The sequence below is a fragment of the Phosphitispora fastidiosa genome, from assembly GCF_019008365.1.
In the GTDB taxonomy this organism is placed as follows: Bacteria; Bacillota; Thermincolia; order Thermincolales; family UBA2595; genus Phosphitispora; species Phosphitispora fastidiosa.
Genome location: NZ_JAHHUL010000113.1, coordinates 1 through 279, shown reverse-complemented (window position 1 = coordinate 279; position 279 = coordinate 1). Strand labels below are relative to the sequence as shown.

Here is a 279-nt window from a genome sequence, read left to right as displayed (position 1 = left end):
ATCGGGAGGGCCCACAACCCGATACAGGTCCTGGGTAATGATGTTCCGCAGCAGGGTGGTCTTGCCTGTGCCGGTCATTCCCAGAACGATGCCTTGCATCACGCGAACGCGGTCGGGCCAGAGCCACGGCTTCCCGTGCACGTCGTAACCCAGCACGACGGCGTTTTGGTTCCAGGCCTGGCGCGTAGCGCGCTCGTCCTTTCGTGGAGATAGGACGAGTGGCGGATGCGGCCACTCCTTCCCACGACGGGATTGCGCCGTCAGTAGCCAGTACACAGG

General features: G+C 63.4%; 1 protein-coding gene. It reads right to left on the bottom strand.

Annotated elements, in window-relative coordinates; genetic code table 11:
* The coding region (locus Ga0451573_RS20370) for an FtsK/SpoIIIE domain-containing protein (protein WP_353740084.1) at window positions 1-276 on the bottom strand (276 nt) is incomplete at its 3' end.
* Window positions 277-279 lie beyond the last annotated feature (3 nt).